The 18,363-nt window shown below is 43.5% G+C and carries 12 protein-coding genes and 1 other annotated feature; of the genes, 11 read left to right on the top strand and 1 reads right to left on the bottom strand.

Going from position 1 to position 18,363, the window contains the following annotated elements:
• Positions 1-6 precede the first annotated feature (6 nt).
• Together ilvD and ilvB are read left to right on the top strand one after the other, a co-directional pair.
• Complete coding sequence (gene ilvD / locus CLHUN_RS06635) at positions 7-1,665, top strand: dihydroxy-acid dehydratase (RefSeq protein ID WP_080063797.1); 1,659 nt, start codon at positions 7-9, stop codon at positions 1,663-1,665.
• A gap of 25 nt (positions 1,666-1,690) precedes the next feature.
• Positions 1,691-3,370 (top strand): biosynthetic-type acetolactate synthase large subunit, encoded by a 1,680-nt coding sequence (gene ilvB, locus CLHUN_RS06630; RefSeq protein WP_080063796.1) that lies wholly within the window; start codon positions 1,691-1,693, stop codon positions 3,368-3,370.
• Positions 3,371-3,629: 259 nt separating this feature from the next.
• Here the strand turns inward: ilvB and CLHUN_RS06625 are convergent, their stop codons facing one another.
• Entirely contained in the window at positions 3,630-5,852 is a 2,223-nt protein-coding gene (locus CLHUN_RS06625) for a WG repeat-containing protein (protein ID WP_080063795.1), read from the bottom strand.
• 341 nt (positions 5,853-6,193) lie between these two features.
• Between CLHUN_RS06625 and rpmG the strand changes: the two genes are divergently transcribed.
• The 9 genes from rpmG (at position 6,194) to rpoC (ending at position 18,356) form a co-directional block, all read left to right on the top strand.
• Positions 6,194-6,343, top strand: coding sequence for a 50S ribosomal protein L33 (gene rpmG, locus CLHUN_RS06620; RefSeq protein WP_004623026.1), 150 nt, complete (start codon positions 6,194-6,196; stop codon positions 6,341-6,343).
• Positions 6,344-6,633: 290 nt separating this feature from the next.
• Positions 6,634-6,864, top strand: coding sequence for a preprotein translocase subunit SecE (secE, locus tag CLHUN_RS06615; protein ID WP_080063794.1), 231 nt, complete (start codon positions 6,634-6,636; stop codon positions 6,862-6,864).
• 126 nt (positions 6,865-6,990) lie between these two features.
• Positions 6,991-7,509: a transcription termination/antitermination protein NusG gene (nusG, locus tag CLHUN_RS06610; protein ID WP_080063793.1), complete on the top strand. Its 519-nt coding sequence runs from the start codon at positions 6,991-6,993 to the stop codon at positions 7,507-7,509.
• A gap of 117 nt (positions 7,510-7,626) precedes the next feature.
• Entirely contained in the window at positions 7,627-8,052 is a 426-nt protein-coding gene (gene rplK, locus CLHUN_RS06605) for a 50S ribosomal protein L11 (protein WP_080063792.1), read from the top strand.
• A gap of 95 nt (positions 8,053-8,147) precedes the next feature.
• Positions 8,148-8,843: a 50S ribosomal protein L1 gene (gene rplA, locus CLHUN_RS06600; RefSeq protein ID WP_080063791.1), complete on the top strand. Its 696-nt coding sequence runs from the start codon at positions 8,148-8,150 to the stop codon at positions 8,841-8,843.
• Between the two features lie 122 nt (positions 8,844-8,965).
• Positions 8,966-9,165: a sequence feature (ribosomal protein L10 leader region), on the top strand.
• A 93-nt stretch (positions 9,166-9,258) separates the two neighbouring features.
• The gene (gene rplJ, locus CLHUN_RS06595; protein ID WP_080063790.1) at positions 9,259-9,792 is read left to right on the top strand and encodes a 50S ribosomal protein L10; all 534 of its coding nucleotides are present in this window, start codon (positions 9,259-9,261) and stop codon (positions 9,790-9,792) included.
• Between the two features lie 103 nt (positions 9,793-9,895).
• Positions 9,896-10,279: a 50S ribosomal protein L7/L12 gene (gene rplL / locus CLHUN_RS06590; protein WP_080063789.1), complete on the top strand. Its 384-nt coding sequence runs from the start codon at positions 9,896-9,898 to the stop codon at positions 10,277-10,279.
• Positions 10,280-11,101: 822 nt separating this feature from the next.
• On the top strand, positions 11,102-14,842 hold the full coding sequence (gene rpoB / locus CLHUN_RS06585) for a DNA-directed RNA polymerase subunit beta (RefSeq protein ID WP_080063788.1): 3,741 nt from the start codon (positions 11,102-11,104) through the stop codon (positions 14,840-14,842).
• Between the two features lie 16 nt (positions 14,843-14,858).
• On the top strand, positions 14,859-18,356 hold the full coding sequence (gene rpoC / locus CLHUN_RS06580; RefSeq protein ID WP_080063787.1) for a DNA-directed RNA polymerase subunit beta': 3,498 nt from the start codon (positions 14,859-14,861) through the stop codon (positions 18,354-18,356).
• The last annotated feature ends 7 nt before the right edge of the window (positions 18,357-18,363 follow it).

The raw sequence follows: 18,363 nt of genomic DNA, 5'->3' as shown, positions 1-18,363 counted from the left end.
GTTTACATGAAAAGTGATATTGTAAAAAAAGGTATTGAGAGGGCTCCGCACAGAGCGCTGTTCAAAGCGATGGGTTATACCGATGAAGAGTTGGAGAGGCCCTTGATAGGAGTCGTTAATTCACAAAATGAGATAGTTCCGGGGCATATTCATCTGGATAAGATTGCCGAGGCGGTCAAGGCGGGTATAAGAATGGCCGGAGGTACTCCCATAGAGTTTGGTGCAATTGGAGTTTGTGACGGTATAGCAATGGGACATACGGGCATGAAATATTCACTGGCTACCAGAGAACTTATAGCCGACTCCTGTGAGGCTATGGGCAAGGCACACAGCTTCGACGGAATGGTGTTCATACCTAATTGTGATAAAATTGTGCCCGGTATGCTTATGGCTGCTGCAAGAATCAATGTGCCGTCCATAGTTGTGAGCGGAGGGCCCATGCTGTCCTTGAACAAGGACGGAAAGCAGCTTGACCTGAATACCATGTTTGAGGCTGTGGGAGCTTTTAAGGCCGGAAAAATAACCCAGGAAGAGGTAGATGATTTTGAGAACAGTGCATGTCCTGGCTGCGGCTCATGCAGCGGCATGTTTACTGCCAACTCCATGAACTGCCTTACTGAAGTCCTGGGTTTGGGCCTTACGGGAAACGGTACCATACCTGCGGTATATGCGGAGAGGATAAGACTGGCAAAACATGCGGGCATGAGGATTATGGAGCTGGTGGAAAAAGATATAAAACCCTCTGACATATTAACTGAAAAGGCCTTTGAAAATGCGCTGACCGTAGACATGGCCCTGGGCTGCTCAACCAATTCGGTTCTGCACTTGCCCGCAATTGCAAACGAAACAGGCCTGCAGATTAACCTGGACATAATAAACAAAATCAGTGCCAGCACACCGAACCTTTGCAAGCTTGCACCTGCAGGTAGCTATCATATTCAGGACCTCTATGCGGCAGGCGGGGTACAGGCCGTAATGAAGGAGCTTTCAAAAAAAGGACTTCTGCATCTTGATCTGATAACAGCCACAGGCAAAACCGTGGGAGAAAATATACAAAATGCCAGGGTCAAGGATTATGACGTTATAAAAAATATCGAGACTCCTTATAGTGCAACCGGGGGAATAGCCGTGCTCAGGGGAAATATAGCACCTGACGGAGCGGTAGTAAAGAAATCTGCAGTTGCCGATTCAATGCTGGTGCACAAAGGACCTGCAAGAGTATTTGACAGTGAGGATGAGGCCATAAAATCCATATATGAAGGTAAAATAGTCGAAGGTGATGTTGTCATCATCAGGTACGAAGGCCCCAAGGGAGGTCCGGGTATGAGAGAAATGCTGGGCCCCACCTCTGCAATAGCAGGTATGGGTCTGGACAGTTGTGTGGCGCTTATTACCGACGGAAGATTTTCAGGTGCTTCAAGAGGAGCCTCCATAGGGCATGTATCCCCGGAAGCCATGGAGGGCGGTCCGATTGCCCTCATCAAGGAAGGCGACCTGGTGGACATAAACATACCCGAAGGGCGCCTGAATATCCAATGCACCCAGGAGGAGCTTGACAGGCGCAAAGCCTTGTGGAGCGCGCCCCAGCCCAAGATAACCAGCGGATATCTGGGGAGGTATGCAAGGCTTGTCACCTCTGCAAGTACCGGAGCGGTATTGAAGTAATGAAAAGGATATAAGGAGTGAGTGAATGAAATTATTAGGTGCCGACGTTATTATAGAATGCCTTAAGGAGCAGGGTGTGGACACTGTTTTCGGATATCCGGGCGGGCAGGCCATAATCATATATGATGCCTTGTACAGGGCAAGAAATGAAATAAAACATATACTTACCTCTCATGAGCAGGGGGCGTCTCATGCCGCGGACGGCTATGCCCGTGCCACCGGCAGGGTGGGGGTGTGCATAGCAACCTCCGGCCCCGGAGCTACAAACCTGGTAACAGGTATTGCCACTGCCTATATGGATTCTGTGCCCATGGTTGCCATAACGGGTCAGGTGCCAACCGGCCTGCTGGGAAAGGATTCCTTCCAGGAAGTGGATATAACAGGAATAACCATGCCTATAACCAAGCATAATTTCATAGTAAAGGATGTCAGAAGGCTGGCGGACACCATAAGGAAGGCCTTTGCCATTGCAAGGGAAGGCAGGCCGGGGCCTGTGCTGGTGGATATCTGCAAGGACGTGACCGCCACCGAGGTGGAATACACTCCCCGTATTCCGGACAAAAACGACTATATATCAAATAAATATAACGAAATAAGCAGTGCAGAGCTGGAGGAGGCAATTAAGGCCATAAACCGTGCAGAAAGGCCGGTTATCCTGTCCGGAGCAGGTGTGGGCATTGCCGGTGCCGAGGAGGAAGTCAGGCTGCTGTCCGAGCTTGCAGGTATTCCTGTAAGTACATCTCTCATGGGGATGGGTACCTTCCCGGGAACCCATGAACTCTTTATGGGAATGGTGGGTATGCATGGCACCAAGACATCAAACTATGCCGTGCATAATTGTGACCTGTTTATTGCAATAGGAAACCGCTTCAGTGACAGGATTGTCAGCAAGGTCAGCAGCTTTGCGCCCAATGCCGGAATAATGCATATAGACGTGGATTCGGCAGAGGTTGGCAAGAACATTACCGTAAGCTATCCCCTGGTGGGAAACATAAAAGATATACTTCAGACGTTGATAAAAGGCGTCAGTCCCCGAAAAAACACCCAATGGCTGGATAAAATATTCAAATGGAAAGAGGAGTATCCGCTGAAGTACGATAAGTCTCAGGAAATTCTCCGGCCCCAGTACATAGTAGAGCGCCTGTATGAGCTCACCGGAGGAGATGCCATAATAACTACCGAGGTGGGGCAGCATCAGATGTGGGCGGCTCAATACTACAAGTACACCAGGTTCAGACAGTTTGTTTCCTCAGGAGGGCTGGGAACCATGGGGTATGGTCTTGGAGCCTGTATCGGAGCGCAGCTTGGCAGGCCGGATAAAAAAGTTATAAACATTGCAGGTGACGGCAGCTTCAGGATGAACCTGAATGAGCTGGCTACAGCCGTGGAATATAAACTGCCCATTATAATCGCACTCTTCAACAACAGGGCGCTTGGCATGGTCAGGCAGTGGCAGGAGCTGTTCTATGACAGCAGGTTCAGCCAGACCTCCATAGACAGGGGTACAAACTTTAAAGCTCTGGCGGAAGCCTTTGGAGCAAAGGGAATAGATGTGTCACAGCCGGAGCAGGTTGATGCTGCCATCAAGGCTGCGCTTGCAGAGACTCATACACCTGTTCTGATCAATTTTGAGATAGACAAGGACGACAAGGTATTCCCCATAGTGCCGCCGGGTGCAGGGATAAATGAGGTCGTAGACAGTTAATAATAAAAATAGGCTTTTCAAACATAAGTGTTGATATATCTGCTCTGTTGCACGCAAGTATAACTTACGTAAATGGGACGCTTGGTTAAAGATATTTGTTTTGGATTTGTTGGTGAAGGCATGAGTGCTGAATGTTGGCGGCGGTAAAATAACCTATGGGCGAACCATCGCAAATTCAGCCAATATCTTGTGAGCGATTCATTTACGTAAGTTTGTACGGGAGTGCAATAGGTGATATCAAACATTTGTTATTACAATATCACCACTTTGCAATACTGTCCAGCTTCAAACTTCCGTCCTTTTGGGGAACGGCAGTGTAACACCAACTGTATTTCCTGTTCACATAGTTTTTGCCTGAGTATTTAACTGCAATTTCCTCATTGACGAAAATTCTATAGATTCCTGAAACATAATCCCTTTCAATAGAATAAATTTCATAATTTATCAGCTTTTCTCCTGTATTTTTATTATAAAGGTCGGACACCAGATTCTTTTGGGAATTGTAGAGGCTGCTCCCCTTTAAGAGGCAGGCTTCAACGATTTTAAAGCTGTTTTGGTTAATGGCGTCCACAATGCCGGTCTCATATGACGCTATAAGCCCTTCAAGGGTTTTAACGTCGCTCTTTTCAATGTCCTGCTGTACCTTGACCTTGTGCCGGACTATTACCTTGTCAAAGGAATTCCAGAGTGCTCCCCCTGTATTTATGATATCCGAAAGTCTGCCGTAGGGAATTTCAAATTCAGGGAAGCCAAAGGCATAGGAAGCAATCTCATAAGGCTGATAGTATATTTTTATGGCATCACTGCCAAGAAGGAAATCCGGCTCCTCCAATACCTCCGCATCAGTAGTAAAATACCCTGATTCGCCAGATAAGGCAGAGCACCTGTTGTCCAGCACAAGCTGTTCCCTTACCATGGAGGTGAGTTTGGAGGCGTATTTGCCGCGTGGAAGGAATAAATCCTTTAGCTGGTAGAAGACCCCTGTTCCGGAATCGATGTGGAAATATTCTCTGGAGGGTGTGCCGTGCGCCGCTCCCAGCGGGTAAAAGTAGCCGTATTTTTCTATTATGAGCAGATTTTTATTAATGGCAGCAGAGAAATCAATGGATATATCCTGAGCAAAATCTTCAGCTTCAGGCTTCCGGTTTAGGTAATCGCTTGTGAACTCATCCCGCAGCTTTTGGTTTATCTTGTTCTCAGCAGCCATATCGGCCAGTCCTGAAAGCTGAGGGTAGTGTATCAAGGTCAGATGGTCTTTTCTGCAGGTCACGCGCTTAACGGTTATGCCATTGCCAAGAGGCGTGGAGTCATCCTTTTTCCAGACTGACTCACCGTCTGGTTTAAGATATTGCAGGCCTCCATCCAAACTGACCTGCAAAAGGTTCCCCATACGCTTTATATTCCCGATGCCCCGGAGCTCAGGGAGGCTTTTATCCGTATTTCCCTCTCGGTCAATAAAGAAGGTGCTTGCATTATCATTTGCCACAGCGTGACCGTCCTCAAAAAGGGTAATATTATAAAACCTGTAGTCTGTCAACTGCTCTCCCTTGGAGTTAAATAAAGCTTTGAGGGAATAGGCTAAGGGGAAATAGGGATACTCCTGTTTTGCGGCTGCATACATACCCTGCTCCAGATAGACAATTCCGGAAAACTCCGGCTTCATTACATACTTTCCATACCTGTCGATCAAGCCGAAGCTGACCCCGTCCTTGCCTGCCAGGCCAACAATGGCGCAGCCGCTTGAAAAGGGCTGGGCAGAGATGTAGGCGGGCCTAAGGGAGATTGTTCCGTCAGTGCGTTTGTAACCGTAAAGCCCGGTTTGAGGTTCATAAAAAGAGGTAAGGCCTTCTGATGAATTATATCTGTCGTAATATTTGAGGTTTTTAACCACCTTTCCTCTCCTGTCTATGACGGAATAGACACCACTGTCTGTTTCAACTATGGCAGTACCGGCGTCAAAATTTCCCACACTTGTATAATCGGCAGATACAGCTACTTTTCCGGCAATATCAACAAACCCGTACTTTTCGGTTTTACTGTCATAGAAGCTGAACATTCCGTCGCTATATTCGCAGAGGCGATAATTGCTCTGCAAAACCTCCTCCCCATTTTCATTCACTGCCACAGAACCGTTTTGGTCAGTAGTCAGAATTGCCATGCCGTTTCTGAATTCAGGCATATAGGCTGAAAATGGGCCTGACACCGTCTCCCCGGATTTGTTTATTAAAAAAACCTTGCAAAGCCCATACTCCTGTTCACCATATGCAGCAATTGCAATTCCCCTTTGGTTGAATTCCCTTATAAAATCATATTTGGGCTCTATGGAAAAAGTCCCGCCGTCATTTATATAACCCCATTTATCTCCGTGGACGGTTGAAACCACGGCAGGATAAAGAAAGGGCTCACCTGCGGAAAGGTTAAATTTGCTGCTGGTCAGCAGAAGTATGGAAATTATAAGCAGTGCAATGGTTTTTTTTCTCATGTGGGACTCCTTCCATTTTTAGCGGATAAATAAAGAATAATCAAATGAGGAATATGTAATATTGACATCATAATACATAAATTATACAATAGAGCCTGGCATAAAAAGTGACAGTCTTGTAACATTCAGGCAGAGGAGGCATTCGATTTGCCTGCCCGAACTTTTATTTCATATTGATTTCAGGTTGTACCACTGGAAAAACATATGCTTGACTTTTTACTGTATATATGTTAAATTAGTTATTGCTCGTTGTGTAAGTCTTTTTTTTTTATGTCTAAAATGAAAATTCAATAAATGACTTATATGGTGAAATACACATTAGGCGGCTGGAGGTGTTACTGATGAGAGTTAAGATTACACTCGCATGTACTGATTGCAAGCAGAGAAATTATTCAAACATGAAAAATAAGAAGAATGACCCGGATAGACTTGAATTGAAGAAATTCTGTAAATTCTGTCACAAGCACACAGTTCACAAGGAAACGAAATAGGTTTGGTGAAATATCCGATGCTGAACTTATTGTTTTCTTTGGAAACAAAGTAAGTTTGTTATATTTAAGATGCTCCTGGGAAACTGGACGGTTTATTTTGGGTTAACCGGTAGGCTTTAAGGTTTCCTTTGGGAAATGAATACTTCCGTGGAAATCGGGTGGCAATGTTTAATGAGTCCCGTGTTTGGATATACTTCAGCATGAGATTCAAATTTATGGGAATTGTGTCAACAATTACTGTATAACTGCCAATTGATATTTAAAAATATTATTATTGGGATGTGATTATAATGGCTGAAAACGAGGTTAAAAAGGTGAATCGCTTCAAGCGAACCGGCCAGGGCATGGCAAAGCTATTTAGAGAAATCAGAGCCGAATTGAAGAAAGTTATATGGCCTAACAGGACTCAGCTAATAAACAATACTATTACAGTACTTATTTTCTGCCTGGTTGTTGGCGCAATAATTTGGGCTGCAGATTTCGGTTTGACAGCATTAGCTGATGTTGTATTTGCAAAATAGCATATATTGCCTTGATAAGTGCTGAAAGATTGATTGGTTTGGTACATATCATCCGATTGATGGTTTCAAGGCCAAATGAATTAGAGGGAGGACATGAGGCTCTGAATTGGTGGGCCTGTTTTTGATATGTCTGAAGATACTAAGTGGTATGTGGTTCATACTTATTCCGGGTATGAAAACAAAGTTAAGGCTAATTTGGAAAAAATAGTAGAAAACAGAGGCATGCAGGACTATATTGTGGATATTGTTGTTCCTATGGAAGAACAGATCGAGATTAAGGACGGCAAAAAAAAGGCAACGCTCAAGAAGGTTTTCCCCGGATATGTGCTTGTCAAAATGATTATGTCGGACGAGTCCTGGTACATTGTCAGAAACACCAGGGGTGTTACAGGATTTGTAGGACCCGGGTCAAAGCCGGTTCCATTGTCGGAAGATGAAGTCAAGGCAATGGGCGTTGAGGAATTTGCCCCTGAAGTAGATTATGAGGTCAACGACAATGTAAGAGTTACTTCAGGTCCTCTGGAGAACTTTATCGGAATTGTTGAAGAAATCAATCTTGAAAAGAAGAAGGTCCGTGTTTCCGTATCAATGTTCGGCAGAGAAACTCCTGTTGAGCTTGAATTGACACAAATAATGAAAATATAGGCCATAAGGCAGATAGAAAACATTTTGTTTTCTGTCCTTTTAATAAATAATTACAAGTATTACCGGCGGATACAAACTAATATCATTGTGTTCGCAAAAAATTGGGAGGTGGAATTAATGGCAAAGAAAATTGCAGGGTACGTTAAACTTCAGATTCCTGCGGGGAAAGCAACTCCGGCTCCACCGGTTGGACCAGCTTTAGGACAGCATGGCGTTAACATTATGGGTTTTTGTAAGGAATTCAACGAAAGAACAGCAAAGGACGCGGGACTTATAATCCCTGTTGTAATAACCGTTTATGCTGACAGATCTTTCTCCTTCATCACAAAGACTCCTCCAGCGGCTGTTCTTCTGAAAAAAGCATGCAAAATTGAGAGCGGCTCTGGTAAGCCAAACAAGGACAAAGTTGCAAAGATCACAAAAGCAGAAGTTCGTAAAATTGCAGAGTTGAAGATGCCTGACCTGAATGCGGCAAGTGTTGACGCGGCAGCAAGTATGATTGCCGGTACAGCGCGCAGCATGGGTATCGTAGTAATAGACTAGCTGATATCTTCAAGTAATTCTTGGATTGCTAGTTTGAGTTTGTGGGAGGAAACGAAGGTTTCCGACAATAATTAACCACTTAAGGAGTGTGACGTATGTTTAGAGGAAAGAAGTATCAAGAAAGCTCAAAACTTATTGATAGACAAAAGCTTCATGATCCGGCAGAGGCTCTCGACCTTGCTCAGAAAACCGCTAAAGCAAAGTTTGATGAGACTGTTGAAGTTCATATAAAGCTCGGTGTTGACTCCAGACATGCAGACCAACAGGTTAGAGGTGCAGTAGTACTTCCTCATGGAACCGGTAAAAAGGTTAGAGTGTTGGTATTTGCAAAGGGAGACAAAGCAAAGGAAGCTGAACAGGCTGGTGCTGAATTTGTTGGTGCTGAAGAACTGGTAACAAAAATTCAGAACGAAAACTGGTTTGAGTATGATGTAGTAGTAGCAACTCCTGATATGATGGGTGTTGTAGGTAGATTAGGTAAGGTTCTGGGTCCCAAGGGACTTATGCCAAACCCCAAAGCAGGTACTGTATCAATGGATGTGGCAAGAGCTATAGCTGATATTAAAGCCGGTAAGATTGAATACAGACTTGATAAGACAAACATTATTCACTGCCCCATAGGAAAGGTTTCCTTTGGAACAGAGAAGCTTATGGATAATTTCCATACACTTCTTGGAGCAGTAGTAAAGGCTAAGCCTGCAGCCGCTAAAGGACAGTATTTAAGGAGTGTTGTAGTTTCTTCAACTATGGGCCCCGGCGTCAAGATTAATCCTGTCAAGGTTGCTGAATAATAAATTTCAGGGTTTATTGAAAAAAGTACTTTACAAAATACTTGTTTAGTATTATCATGTAACCTATGTGTTATGAAAAATCATGCGAATAAACAACTTATCTGTCAAAGGAGGCGGTTGGTGTTCGCAGTTATAGTAAGCCATAGACAGTGGGAGCCAAGGTAGAAATACTGAAGCCTAACAGATGTTTACATCATCCCGCCGAGGTTGATAATCAATTGCAGTGCAATTGATTTAGTTGACAAAGTTGACCAAGTAAACTTTGAAACGGTTAATCACCCTTTGTGTGTCTGTGTGCATACAAAGGGTTTTTTATATATCAGCAGTGGAATGGCAAATATATGTCAGAGGCAGTAACATGAAAATTATATTTACTATATTTTTCTTGCAAAAACCGTAAAAGGAGGTGGATGTTTTGCCTAGTAACAAAATACTTGAACAAAAAAAGCAAGTAGTAGTGGAATTAACTGAAAAGGTTAAAGCTGCACAATCAATCGTATTGGCTGACTACAGAGGTTTGACCGTAGAGCAGGATACTGAATTGAGAAATGCTTTAAGAGCAGCCGGCGTAGAATATAGAGTTGTTAAGAATACCTTGACCAGCTTCGCTATGAAGGAAAATGGACTTGAAGGTCTGGATACTTTCCTGAATGGCCCGACTGCAATGGCTCTCAGCTCTACTGATGCTGTGGCGCCTGCAAAGGTTCTTTCCGAATTTGCCAAGAAGTTTGAAAAGCTCGAACTCAAGGCTGGTGTAGTTGAAGGTAAGGTTATTGATGTTGAAGGTATCAAGGCTCTTGCCGACTTGCCATCACGTGAAGTCCTCATTGCAAGGGTATTGGGAGGCTTCAATGCTCCTATTTCCGGCTTCGTAAATGTATTGAACGGAAATATGAGAGGTTTGGTTGTGGCATTGAATGCTATAGCTGAACAAAAAGCAAACGCTTAAAGCAAAAAATTAATAAACAGGTTTTATTAATTATAAAGTAATTTTATAATGTATTTCAAAAACAAAAAAATTTAATTTAAAAATTATTTGGAGGTATTATACAATGGCTAGCGAAAAAGTAACAAAATTAATTGAAGATGTGAAGGCTTTAACAGTATTGGAATTATCAGAACTCGTAAAGGCTCTTGAAGAAGAGTTTGGAGTATCAGCAGCAGCTCCGGTAGCAGTAGCAGCAGCTCCTGCAGCAGGCGCAGCAGCAGCTCCGGCTGAAGAAAAGACAGAATTCGATGTAATATTGAAGGATGTTGGAGCAGATAAGATCAAGGTTATAAAGGTTGTTAGAGAAGCAACCGGTCTTGGTTTGAAGGAAGCTAAGGATCTCGTTGACGGAGCTCCTAAGACTGTCAAGGAAAATGTATCAAAGGACGAAGCTGCTTCAATCGAAGCTAAGTTCAAGGAAGTTGGAGCAACTGTTGAAATCAAATAATTTTGATTTTGAACCGGATGCCGCCGTATAAAGCAGGTTATCCGGTATTGAAAAAGAGGCTACTCGAGATATTTTGAGAGTGGCCTCTTTTTTTAGAATATATGAACTTATATGTTTCGGAATAGGAATGAGGCACTTGTATTAATGGGATAATAAAAACCCGGACATGAGAAATGTAAAAATTTGAAATAAAAAAACGTATTTATTAATACGTTTTGATAATTGACAAGCAGTATGAACTATGATATCATTATACACTGCATTAAAAATGTGTTATTATACCCAAATGGGAAATTTCTTGTTTTGCATACATAATTATAGCATAGTCGCTTATATGACGCAAGGCGTCTGAAATGTGACACCATTATACTCCGCTCATTATTTTCAAAAAGTTTGGCAGATTTCCCAAACTTTTTTCAAAACTTAGTTGTAATGGTAAAATATACGAATAAACAAGACAATAATTGTTAATAATATTTTAATGTCTGCGAATCTGTCGATTACTGAATAGCTGATACTATTGCCACAGGTTCAGTATGCGTATTTTTGAAAATTATATACAACCCTTGGTTCCACAGTTTTTGTTGCAGCAATAAGGAATTTTAGAATCAGCCGAAGGCTTGATATTTGTACCGGCAGCTTAATGTTTTGATTTATGATTTCCCATAATACAATTCTAATTATGTGAAATTTTAAAATATTCCCAAAGAAGCTGATTATGAAATTAGATTTGAAGTCATTATGACATTCTATCATAATATGGTCAAATTAATTTAGGTATCAGATTCTTGTAAAGTCATAAGTTTATGAGGTGATATAAATATGGTACAACCCGTAAAATTGGGTAGAAACACCAGGATGAGTTACTCCAGAATTCAAGAAGTCGTTGAAATGCCGAATCTGATTGAGGTTCAGAAGAATTCCTATCAGTGGTTTTTGGACGAAGGTCTCAGAGAAGTTTTCAGAGATATTTCCCCGATAATGGATTATACAGGAAATTTGATTTTGGATTTTGTTGATTATTCGCTTGATGATACACCTAAGTATAGTGTCGAAGAGTGTAAGGAGAGAGACACTACATACTCGGCTCCCCTCAAAGCGAAGGTAAGATTAATTAACAAGGAATCCGGAGAAGTTAAGGAACAGGAAATTTTTATGGGAGATTTCCCCTTAATGACAGACAACGGTACCTTTATAATTAATGGTGCAGAGCGTGTAATTGTAAGTCAGCTTGTCAGATCGCCTGGTATATACTACTCAATGAAGTTTGACCGTGTAGGTAAAAAGTTGTACTCCAATACAGTGATCCCTAACAGGGGCGCATGGCTTGAATATGAGACGGATTCCAATGACATACTGTCGGTAAGGATAGACAGGACCAGGAAGCTGCCCCTTACAGTGTTGCTTAGAGCTTTGGGCTATGGCACTGATTATGAGATTACTCAACTGCTTGGGGAAGACGAAAGAATCCTTGCTACTATTCAGAAGGACAATGCAAAGACAAGCGAGGAGGGTCTTCTTGAGATATACAAAAGGCTGAGACCGGGAGAGCCCCCTACGGTTGACAGTGCGAAAACACTTTTAAACAGCTTGTTTTTTGATGCAAAAAGATATGACCTTGCTAAATTCGGAAGATTCAAGTTCAACAAGAAACTTGCCATATCAAATATGATAAGCGGTCAGATAGCTGCTGAAAACATAGTATCTGCTGAAACAGGTGAAATACTTGTTGAAGCTGGTGAGTCCATCAGCAGAGAAAAGGCTGAGCTGGTTCAAAACTCCGGAGTAAATGTTGTATTTGTATCTGTAGAAGGAAAATCCATAAAGGTTATCGGAAACAACACAGTTGACATACGTTCCTTTGTTGAATTTGATGTTGCAGATATAGGTATTACCGAAAAGGTTCAATACAATGTCCTGAAGGAAATACTTGATAACAACAGCGGAGTGGAGCAGACCAAGAAGGCGCTTTCCGAGAAGATAAATGATCTTATACCAAAGCATATTACAGTACAGGATATCATCTCATCAATAAACTATATAATCAATCTTGATTATGGAATAGGAACAATTGATGATATCGACCATCTTGGAAACAGAAGACTGCGTTCAGTGGGTGAACTGCTCCAGAACCAGTTCAGAATAGGACTTTCCAGAATGGAAAGAGTTGTAAGGGAAAGAATGACCATTCAGGATATTGACATAGTTACGCCACAGGCCCTTATCAATATCAGACCTGTTGCCGCATCCATCAAGGAGTTTTTTGGAAGCAGCCAGTTGTCACAGTTTATGGATCAGACAAACCCACTTGCAGAGCTGACACACAAGAGAAGGCTCAGTGCGCTGGGACCTGGTGGTTTGAGCAGGGAAAGGGCAGGCTTTGAAGTCCGTGACGTTCACCACTCCCACTATGGCCGTATGTGTCCTATAGAAACACCGGAAGGACCAAACATAGGTTTGATAGGTTCTTTAAGTACCTATGCCCGTGTAAATGAATATGGGTTTATCGAGTCGCCGTACAGAGTGGTTGACAAGGAAAACAGACAGGTTACAGACAAGATTGTATACCTTACCGCGGATGTTGAAGATCCTTTCATAGTTGCCCAGGCTACAGAGCCTCTTGATGCGGAAGGAAAATTCAAGTCACGTAAGGTAATTGCACGATATAAGCATGAAATATTGGAAGTGGAGAGCAACAAGGTTGACTTCATGGACGTTTCACCAAAGCAGATGGTTTCAGTTGCCACAGCCATGATTCCGTTCCTTGAAAACGATGATGCCAACCGCGCCCTCATGGGATCAAACATGCAGCGTCAGGCAGTGCCGCTTATAAAAGCTGATTCACCGATAGTTGGTACAGGAATTGAGTACACAGCAGCAAGGGATTCGGGCGTTTGTGTTATTGCGAGAAATGCCGGTATTGTTGACAAAGTATCTGCAAATGAAATTACAATTAAAACAAAGAATGGGCAGAAGGATGTCTATAAGCTTCTCAAATACATGCGTTCTAACCAGGGTACCTGCTTGAACCAGAGACCTATCGTGAGAAAAGGCGAAGTAATTGAGAAGGGCAATATAATAGCCGACGGTCCTTCAACCGATAATGGTGAAATAGCTCTTGGAAGAAATATTCTCATAGGCTTTATGACCTGGGAGGGTTATAACTACGAGGATGCTATCCTTATAAATGAAAAACTGGTTAAAGAAGACGTTTATACATCAATCCATATTGAAGAATATGAAGCTGAATCCAGAGATACAAAGCTTGGACCGGAAGAAATAACCAGAGATATTCCAAATGTGGGCGAGGAAGCCTTAAAGGATCTTGACGACAGAGGAATTATCAGAATTGGTGCAGAGGTTCGCGCAGGTGATATCCTGGTAGGTAAGGTTACTCCAAAGGGAGAAACCGAGCTGACAGCCGAAGAAAGGCTCTTGAGAGCCATATTCGGTGAAAAGGCCCGTGAAGTCCGTGATACCTCCTTGAGAGTGCCTCACGGTGAGTCGGGTATAATCGTCGATGTAAAGGTATTTACCCGTGAGAACGGCGATGAATTGCCGCCTGGGGTAAATCAGCTTGTAAGATGTTATATAGCCCAGAAGAGAAAGATATCCGTTGGAGACAAAATGGCCGGAAGACACGGTAACAAGGGTGTTATTTCAAGAATACTTCCTGAAGAAGATATGCCTTTCCTTCCGGATGGCACTCCTTTGGAAATCGTGCTCAATCCTCTCGGCGTTCCTTCACGTATGAATATCGGTCAGGTGCTGGAAGTGCATTTAGGTTTTGCTGCCAAGGCATTGGGCTGGAAGATTGCCACTCCGGTATTTGACGGGGCAACAGAAGAAGATATCAGAGAGACTTTGGTTCAGGCCGGAAAAGATTCTGACGGAAAAACCATCCTTTATGATGGAAGAACAGGGGACCCCTTTGATAACAGAGTAACGGTTGGATATATGTATTACCTGAAGCTGGCCCATTTGGTTGATGACAAGATACATGCCCGTTCCACAGGCCCGTACTCTCTTGTAACGCAGCAGCCTCTTGGAGGTAAAGCACAGTTTGGCGGACAGAGATTTGGAGAAATGGAAGTTTGGGCGTTGGAGGCATACGGTGCAGCCTACACCCTGCAGGAAATCCTGACTGTTAAATCCGATGACGTTGTGGGTAGAGTTAAGACCTATGAGTCCATAGTAAAGGGTGAAAACATACCTGAGCCAGGTATACCGGAATCCTTCAAGGTACTTATCAAGGAACTCCAGAGTCTTGCCCTTGACGTCAAGGTATACTCTGAAGAGCAGGGTGAGATTGCTATCAAGGAGTCTGTTGATGACGACCTTGAAGAGCTCAATGTAAATATTGAAGGCAGGGAAGATGAAGTAATTATTGCCAACGATTTTGATGACGAATTAAGAGATGATGTTCTTGAGGACGAACTGGATATTGATGATCTTGATATCGGAAGCATAAGCACCGGCGACAATCTCGAAGAAGAATTGACTGATGAACTGTTTGCAGATGACGAGGAACTTAGTGAAGACTTTGACGACGAGGATTTTTAAGGAAGGGAGATAAGCTATGTTTGAACTGAACAATTTTGATTCTATTAAAATAGGATTAGCTTCTCCGGAAAAGGTCAGAGAATGGTCAAAAGGTGAAGTAAAAAAGCCAGAAACAATTAATTATAGAACTTTGAAACCTGAAAGAGACGGTTTGTTCTGCGAAAGGATTTTCGGACCTCAGAAGGACTGGGAGTGCCATTGCGGAAAGTATAAAAGGATAAGATACAAGGGAATTGTTTGCGACAGATGTGGCGTTGAGGTTACCCGTTCAAAGGTAAGAAGAGAAAGAATGGGACATATCGAGCTGGCTGCACCTGTTTCACACATATGGTATTTCAAGGGTATACCAAGCAGAATGGGCCTTATTCTTGATATGTCACCCAGATCGCTTGAAAAGATACTGTACTTTGCATCGTATGTTGTTATCGATCCCGGACAGACACCGTTGTCAAAAAAGCAGGTGCTGACCGAGAAGGAATACAGGGACAGTGTGGAAAAATTCGGACTCAGCTTTAAGGCTGCAATGGGTGCGGAAGCCATAAAAGAGCTTCTTATGGAGATAGACCTTGAAGGCCTTTCAAAAGAGCTGAGAAACGACCTGGTGGATTCCACAGGCCAGAAGAGAATCAGAGCGGTAAAGAGACTGGAAGTTGTTGAAGCCTTCAGACTATCAGGAAACCGTCCTGAGTGGATGATTCTTGACGTGGTTCCCGTTATACCTCCGGAACTCCGTCCTATGGTACAGTTGGATGGCGGAAGATTTGCAACTTCCGACTTAAATGACCTTTACAGAAGAGTTATCAACAGAAATAACAGATTAAAGAGGCTTCTTGATTTGGGAGCTCCTGATATAATCGTAAGAAATGAAAAGCGTATGCTCCAGGAAGCTGTAGATGCGTTGATAGACAACGGAAGAAGAGGACGTCCCGTTACCGGCCCCGGCAACAGACCATTAAAATCCCTGTCGGATATGCTTAAGGGAAAGCAGGGACGTTTCCGTCAGAACCTGCTGGGTAAGCGTGTTGACTACTCAGGCCGTTCGGTTATAGTTGTAGGCCCGGACCTTAAGATATTCCAGTGCGGATTGCCTAAGGAAATGGCCCTTGAGCTCTTTAAGCCCTTCGTTATGAAAAAGCTTGTTAACGACGGTCTGGCACACAACATAAAGAGTGCAAAGAGAATGGTTGAAAGAGTAAGGAATGAAGTATGGGACGTTCTTGAAGAAGTTATCAAGGAACATCCTGTATTGCTGAACCGTGCGCCAACACTTCACAGACTCGGTATACAGGCTTTTGAACCCGTACTGGTGGAAGGTAGAGCCTTAAAGCTTCATCCGCTGGTTTGCTCGGCATATAACGCAGACTTTGACGGTGACCAGATGGCGGTTCACGTACCGTTGTCTGCTGAAGCACAGTCTGAGGCCAGATTCCTCATGCTCTCTGCAAACAACCTGCTGGCACCGAAGGATGGAAAGCCAATCACCGTTCCTACCCAGGATATGGTTTTGGGCAGTTACTATCTGACTATAGAAAAACCCAATGAGCCGGGTGACGGCAAGATATTCGGCGGCATGGACGAAGTACTGATGGCTTATCAGGAAGGTGCCCTGGGCCTCCATGCTCAGATAAAGGTTCGTATAGAAAAGGTAATCGACGGAGTTAAAAAGAGAAAGCTTATCTCCTGCACTCCGGGCAGACTTATCTTTAATGAAGCAATTCCTCAGGATCTGGGTTTTGTTGACAGAACCGACCTTGAGAAGGAATTTGACCTTGAAGTTAACTTCCTGGTTGGCAAGAAGGAACTTGGAAAGATTATTGACAAATGCATCAGAGTTCACGGAACTACCAAGACAGCCGTTATTCTTGACAAGATAAAGGCGCTGGGCTTCAAGTATTCAACCAGGGGAGCCATAACCATCAGTGTATCGGATATGGTTATACCTGAAATAAAGAAGCAGTATCTGGAGGAAACTGAAAATACTATAGACAATATAGTAAAGCAGTATAAGAGAGGTCTTATCTCCAATGAAGAAAGATATAATTCGGTAATCAGCGCCTGGACAGAGACCGGTGAAAATATTACCAAGGCCCTTATCGACAACCTTGACAGGTTCAATCCTGTTTACATGATGTCCCAGTCAGGAGCCAGAGGTAATATCAACCAGATCAAGCAGTTGGCAGGTATGAGAGGTTTGATGGCAGATACCTCCGGTAAAACCATTGAGATACCTATCAAATCAAACTTCCGTGAAGGGCTTAATGTTCTGGAATTCTTCATTTCCACTCACGGAGCCAGAAAAGGTCTGGCTGATACAGCCTTAAGAACAGCCGACTCAGGTTACCTTACAAGACGTCTTGTTGACGTATCACAGGATGTGATAGTAAGAGAGCTGGATTGCGGAACTGATAAGGGTATTGAAATAGGCGATGTAAAGGATGGCACCGAAGTAATTGAACCATTGTCCGAAAGACTTGTGGGAAGATATACCATTGAGGATGTAACCGATCCGAATACCGGTGAGGTTATACACCTTAAGGACGATGTGATAACTGAAAAAATTGCAGACAAAATTACCGGTTCAGGTATTAAGAAAATCAAAATCAGGTCAGTCCTCACCTGCCATTCCGAGGTGGGAATATGCGCTAAATGCTATGGTGCAAACCTGGCTACCGGCGATGCCGTCAATGTTGGTGAAGCTGTTGGTATTATTGCAGCACAGTCAATCGGCGAACCTGGTACGCAGCTTACAATGAGAACCTTCCACACCGGTGGTGTTGCGGGTGATGATATCACTCAGGGTCTCCCCCGTGTTGAGGAATTGTTTGAGGCCAGACGGCCAAAGGGTCTTGCAATAATTTCAGAAATTGCCGGAAGCGTCAAGCTGGCCGACTCCAAGAAGAAGAGAGAGGTTATCATTACGGCAGAAGATGGTGAAACCAGATCCTATCAGATACCTTATGGTTCCAGAATCAAGGTATATGACGGAGATATTGTTGAAGCCGGCGATGAATTGACCGAGGGTTCGGTAAATCCTCATGATATCTTGAAGATTAAAGGCATCAGAGGAGTTCAGGCATACCTGCTGCAGGAAGTTCAGAGAGTTTACAGGATGCAGGGTGTTGACATAAACGATAAGCACATTGAAGTCATAGTAAGACAGATGATGAGAAAAGTTAAGATTGAGGATGCCGGAGATACAAACCTGCTTCCTGGCGGACTGGTTGACATATTTGAATTTGAGCGTGAGAATGCCACTGCTCTTGAAGCGGGATTAGCTCCTGCAACAGGAGAACGTACTCTGCTGGGTATTACAAAGGCATCACTTGCAACGGAATCCTTCCTGTCGGCGGCATCCTTCCAGGAAACCACCAGGGTTCTTACCGAGGCAGCTATAAAGGGTAAGGTTGACCCGCTTGTGGGCCTTAAGGAAAATGTTATAATCGGTAAGCTGATTCCTGCCGGAACAGGTATGAGCCGTTATAAGGACATAAGCATCAGTAATGTTATAGAGTAATCGGCTC

The organism is Ruminiclostridium hungatei (genome assembly GCF_002051585.1).
Lineage (GTDB): Bacteria > Bacillota > Clostridia > Acetivibrionales > DSM-1351 > Ruminiclostridium > Ruminiclostridium hungatei.
This window is presented reverse-complemented; position numbering and strand designations above follow the sequence as displayed.